General features: G+C 57.1%; 4 protein-coding genes. All 4 read left to right on the top strand.

Annotated features, from left to right (window positions below):
• Positions 1-572: 572 nt before the first annotated feature.
• The gene (locus tag ACFMO7_RS03565; RefSeq protein WP_376794157.1) at positions 573-1,106 is read left to right on the top strand and encodes a hypothetical protein; all 534 of its coding nucleotides are present in this window, start codon (positions 573-575) and stop codon (positions 1,104-1,106) included.
• Between the two features lie 24 nt (positions 1,107-1,130).
• Complete coding sequence (locus ACFMO7_RS03560; protein ID WP_376794156.1) at positions 1,131-2,696, top strand: hypothetical protein; 1,566 nt, start codon at positions 1,131-1,133, stop codon at positions 2,694-2,696.
• A gap of 81 nt (positions 2,697-2,777) precedes the next feature.
• A complete protein-coding gene (locus ACFMO7_RS03555; protein WP_376794155.1) occupies positions 2,778-4,088 on the top strand; it encodes a pentapeptide repeat-containing protein in 1,311 nt (436 codons plus the stop codon).
• A 61-nt stretch (positions 4,089-4,149) separates the two neighbouring features.
• The coding region (locus ACFMO7_RS03550) for a pentapeptide repeat-containing protein (protein WP_376794154.1) at positions 4,150-4,383 on the top strand (234 nt) is incomplete at its 3' end.

The raw sequence follows: 4,383 nt of genomic DNA, 5'->3' as shown, positions 1-4,383 counted from the left end.
AGGCTGCTGACGGCCTCTCTCGCTCTACTTCGCTTTTTTATTACCGGTCTTCTTCAATCTCGCCCCTTTTTATTGTGCCTCAAGAGCTGATACTATATTGATTCCAGTGCCCGGAAGTGTGTACGGCACTGGAATTTTTTTATCATTTTTGCTCTATCAATATCACTTTATATTTCATATAGATTATTATCTTATAATCACCATTATAGAAGGCCAGTAGCCTTTACAAGCCGCCCCGCCAGACATGACCCGCAGGTGATATTACCAGGACTGTCGCGATACTGAGTTACGGCCCAGATTCAAAGGGCACTTTGTCCACAAGGCAAGGAAGAATGCTTGATCTACCCCTCACTTGTCTAGAGCAGATGACGCTCTTGCTCAGGCTATAGGTCTACAGCTCCTTTCGGGGTTCATAGGTTCAGAGATAGGAAAATTGTAATATTGACAATTTGATGATGTAACGTTATATCTCTTGAAGATAAGGTCAGAGCATGACAGTTCTGGCTTCATGCTTCACGGAGGAAAGTGTTCCTCTGAGGGTTTCTCAGCGGCTGTCCTCTAAGGAGGGAACGATGGCTTTTGTCAAGCCTACTAGTCCATCGGATGATTCCAGCTCCAGCGACTGGGCTCTCTATCCCCTCGATACCCTGCGCAACGCCGCCGCCTCCATTCTGGTAAAAGCCTCGCTCGCACGTGATCAGCACGATCAGAGTTGGGCAATTATCCAGAATTGGCTTGATGAAGAGGTCAATGGCTATTATTCCCCTCCGACCCCAGCAGGAGTCATTGATCGGGCTGTTGACCGCTGGTGGGACGATGGAACAACTCCTAGCCAGTACGTCTATGAGCAACGCCAAAGCCGTTCGCCTGATATGGCAAACTTAATAGAGATTCGTTCCTATGTGAGAAGCGTCCTCGAACCCTATGCCAGGCGTTTGCGCGCTGCCTATGACTGGCAGATCCAGCTAGCTCAAGCTCTCTTTGACCTCATCCAGCAGGCGGGGGATCTTGATCAACAGATGCAGTCCCATTTCCAACAGAGCAGCCAGACGAGTGAGCCTTCGCACGGTTATGCCCCCTCTTCTGAGAATCCCACCGCTTTCTAACGGAGGAGCAAAATGAGCGGATATATGGATATCTTCCAACAGTTTGATGCCTATGTCGTTCAGCCTCTAGTCCTGCTGCCCCAAGATGCCATTAGTGCCCTCGATGCGACCTACAAGCAGGCTGTCCGTGACTTCGCCAATGCCGTTGCGCCGCTCCTCAGTGATAACGCTTTATTCCGGGGGCGAGCCGCCGAAGCTTTCTTCGATCTGGTCAATCGCTATCTGCAAATGGAGCGTACCCTATGCGATTGGCAAGATCCAGGACCTTCACCACGTATCGGATCTCTCCTTTCTGACTCTAACCAGTTGCTCGATGAGCTGATCCAGTGGGCCTCTGGCACAGCTCAGCGCCTGGCCTCACAGTCACAGATTACTCTGGCTCCTCCAGCTCCTGAGAGTCCTGCATCATTTCCCCCCTCTGTGACTCAGCCTGTCAGGAATCCTCCACCCACTATTGATCCTGAGCCTGTCACCAATCCTGAGCCTGTCACCAATCCTGAGCCTTTCGAGATTCCACCAGGAGTAACTGGTCCGGCCCTCATATCTTTCGTGCTAGGGGCCCTGGGTATATCTGCAGTGGACTCAATCTTAGAGCTCACTCCTGCCATCGATGATCTCCAAGATTGGCAGGGAAAGATGGAAACCCTGGCCAGTGAGCCTTTGCCGCCGCTGCCAGGTGATCCTGACCAGATCTCCTCCGCCGTGACCATTGATTTACCCTCCCTTATTCCCTACAATGCCTCGGCCAAACTGAAAGATCTGTCGGACCAGGAGATCGCAGAGCTTGCCAAGTCCTGGGGCGTTTCCGAAAGTCTACTTCGAGAGCTTCAGCAGAAGTACGGGGATCTGACAGTTGCAGAACTTTCAATGCTAATACAGAAGCTGAAAGGGAAATTACCTTCCTCACTCTTAAATCTTCTAGGAAATGATCCAATAGAACTTTTTCTTAGCTTTGTATCCCTATACATCTCTTTTAAAGAATACCTCAAAATCTCGGATTTGAGAAGTCAACAGAAGTTGATCCAAAAGATCTGGGAACGGATAATCATGCTAGCCGATAAGGCGGTTTCCTTGCAAGTCGATTGGAACAAGATCAAAGCCCTCGAACAGGCCTTTCAGCAGCTAGAACCAGTGGCCGGCAGCCCCGAGGCGTTCGAGATTTGGATCCTCTCCCTCGCTTATGATCTAGCGCAAAATCAACTCAATTACGAGGAGGCAAAGATAGCTCTTGATTTAGCAGCTCAGGGAAAGCTTCCTCTGCCTATCTGGCGAGGTGAAACACCAGAGGTCGATTTCGAGGACGGTACTGGCAAGCAATGGGATATTAAGAGTCTTAAGAGCACAGACAGTGTCTCAAAGTGGTTTAGTACGATTAGCCAAGAACTTATCCGGACCGATCAGAATGTCATTATTGACTGCTCTGATCCCAATCTCAAGCTGCAAGACCTGCAGCAACTGGAACAACTACTACAGCAAGGCGATCCAGGCTGGAAGAATCGTATTCTCTGGTATCCTCATCCCCCCGCACCGCCAGGCATACCTGACATTCCAGCTCCACACGTCAGGGTCACTGTTGGTTCCGCTGCTTGAATCCTATGCGTTGATATGGTATAACGAGAGATCGTAAGGCACAAGCTTTCTTCTGCCTCTTTAGGGAAGTGAGGAAGTCGCATGACTCGCACGCTGCCTGATGCCATTGCCAACCGTCTGCAAGACCATGAGCGCTGGCTCGTTCTCCCCCACAAGCAGGGCCAGCGCTGGCAGGCGAGCAACCTCGACCTCTCCCAGCTCGACCTGTCCGACCGCCAGCTCCAGGACGCCTTCCTGCGCTCCTGCTCCTTTGACCACTCCCTGCTCGCTCACACCAACCTCTCTGAGGCCGTCCTCACCTCCTCCCGCTTCGACCACGCCCGACTGCCTGACGCCTCCCTCGCTGGAGCCGTCTGCTGGCAGACCCACTGGCACGGGGCCGTTCTCCACCGCCTGCAGGCCGAACGCGCCGACTTCTCCGAGGCCGACCTCTCCGGCGCCGACCTGTCTGGGGCCTCCCTGCGGCTGGCCCGCTTCGACCATGCCTGCCTGCAGCACGCCTGCCTGCGCGAGGCCACCCTGCACCAGGCCTCCTTCTTCGGCGCTGACCTCTCCGGTGCCGATCTCACCGGCGCCCGCCTCTGGCGCGCCGTCTTCTCCCACGCCTCCGGCCTCGAGTCCGTGCGCGCCGACTGGCTCGATGTCGGCCCTCCCGACCAGCCCCAGCACCTCTCCGGCCAGGCCGCCCGTCACTGGCTCTTGCAGGCCCCCGCCCACTCCCGCCCTCCCCTGCTCTTCGACTGGCTCCAGGCCCACGAACGCTGGCTGCAGACCGATCGACGCGAGGCCTCCCCTCTCCAGAAGGACCTGGATCCTCAGGGCCTCGACCTGCACGGCCTCGACCTCTCTGGCCGCCTGCTGGCTGAGACCTCCTTCTCCTCCTCTACCTTCGAAGGCGCCCTCCTGCGCCGCTGCGACTTCTCGGGGACGTCCCTGGACTCCTGCTCCTTCAATGGGGCCATCCTGGATGAAGCCTGCCTGGCGAAGGCCACCTGCTGGAGAGCACGCTTCCGGCAGGCCAGCCTCCGTCGCCTGCGCGGCATTCGCGCTTCCTTCGAGCTGGCCGACCTCTCCGGCGCTGACCTCTCCGAGAGCAATCTCACGGGGGCCGACTTCCACTGGGCCTGCCTGCAGCACGCCCGTCTGTGCGGCGCCGACCTGCAGAGCGCTATTCTCGTGCGCGCTGACCTCTCCCATGCCGACCTCTCCGGCGCCCGCCTCTGGCGAACCCGCCTCTTCGGCGCCATCGGCCTCGAGACCGTCCGCGCCGACTGGCTCAATGTCGGCCCGCTCGAGCAACCCGAACCCCTCTTCGGAGAGGCCGCCCACCGCTGGCTCCGCTGGGCCGCCACCTCCCCTCTCCCTGCCGGCCTCGAGGCCCTGCAAGAGTAACCATTCCCATGAGACTGCTGACCCGTCTGATCTAGCCTGCCGAGAAAGTGAGGAAAGTCGCATGACCCGCACCCTGCCTGATCCCATCGCCAACCGCCTGCAAGACCATGAGCGCTGGCTCGCCTCCTCTCACACCCACGGCCAGCGCTGGCTGGCGAGCAACCTCGACCTCTCCCAGCTCGACCTGTCCGGCCGCCAGCTCCAGGACGCCTTCCTGCGCTCCTGCTCCTTTGACCACTCCCTGCTCGCTCACACCAACCTCTCCGGCGCCGTCCTCACCTCCTCCCGCTTCGAC

This window comes from Thermogemmatispora sp., from assembly GCF_042408735.1.
Taxonomy (GTDB): Bacteria; Chloroflexota; Ktedonobacteria; order Ktedonobacterales; family Ktedonobacteraceae; genus Thermogemmatispora.
Note: the sequence above shows the minus strand (reverse complement) of the source record. Positions and strands in the feature narration are given on the sequence as shown.